Below are 984 nucleotides of genomic sequence, written 5' to 3'. Positions count from 1 at the left end.
ATCTCGGCCTGTCGGTCTGGGTGTTTTTGGCTGCCTTCCTGCTCGATGATTTGCGCTACTATGTCTATCACCGCATCGCGCACCGGGTGCGTTGGGTGTGGGCCGAGCACGTCAACCACCACTCCAGCCAGCACTACAATCTGTCGACGGCGCTCAGGCAAAGCTGGACCGGGCTGTTCACCTTCATGTTCGTGCTGCAGGCGCCGCTGGTGCTGCTCGGCTTCCACCCGGCGGTGATTGCCTTCACCTTCGGCTTCAACCTGGTCTGGCAGTTCTGGATCCACACCGAAGCGATCGGCAAGATGTGGGGCTGGTTCGAGTTCATCTTCAATACGCCCTCGCACCACCGCGTCCACCACGCCACCAATCCGCGCTATCTGGACGCCAACTATGCCGGCACGCTGATCATCTGGGACCGCATGTTCGGCACGTTCGTCGAGGAACTGGAGGAGGACCGGCCACGCTATGGCATCGTCAAGAACATCGGCACCTTCAACCCGCTGAAAGTGGCCTTCCACGAATGGATCGGCATGTTCAAGGACACGCTGATGCCAGGGCTGACGCTGCGCCAGCGTTTCAACTATTTCGTCCGGCCGCCCGGCTGGAGCCATGACGGTTCGCGCGAGACGTCGGAGACGCTGAAGGCGGCCTATGTCAGGCGAAATCCGGGCGATGCGGGCAAGCCGGGCTTGCCGACTGCGAACGCGGAGCCTGCGGAGTAGCTATTCAGCCGCCTCTGCCTGCGCCGGCAGGCCCAGCCATTGGCGGCAATCGGCCAGCGCGCGCCCCGTGATCGCGTGGCGCTTGGCGACCGTCTTGTCCTTGCCGCGCAGGCGTTTGCCTTCGATCTTCGGCGCTTCCACCGGCGGGAAAAGGCCGAAATTGACGTTCATCGGCTGGAAGGAGCGTTTGCCCGGTTCGTCGTCGGAAACGAGGTGGCCGCCGGTGATGTGGTTGAGCAGGGCGCCGAAGGCGGTGGTGAGT

The 984-nt window shown here is 63.2% G+C and carries 1 protein-coding gene and 1 pseudogene; one reads left to right on the top strand and one right to left on the bottom strand.

Features of this window, described 5'->3' with window-relative positions; all coding sequences use genetic code 11:
* Positions 1–722, top strand: a 722-nt coding sequence (locus tag EN781_RS33195; protein WP_145965819.1) for a sterol desaturase family protein, incomplete at its 5' end; no start/stop codon positions are given.
* On the opposite strand, the pseudogene EN781_RS33190 reads toward EN781_RS33195, so the two are convergent.
* Positions 723–984: pseudogene (locus EN781_RS33190) on the bottom strand (FADH(2)-oxidizing methylenetetrahydrofolate--tRNA-(uracil(54)-C(5))-methyltransferase TrmFO); the annotation flags it as partial.

Origin of the sequence: Mesorhizobium sp. M4A.F.Ca.ET.090.04.2.1 (genome assembly GCF_003999085.1) — a bacterium.
Lineage (GTDB): Bacteria > Pseudomonadota > Alphaproteobacteria > Rhizobiales > Rhizobiaceae > Mesorhizobium.
Note: the sequence above shows the minus strand (reverse complement) of the source record. Positions and strands in the feature narration are given on the sequence as shown.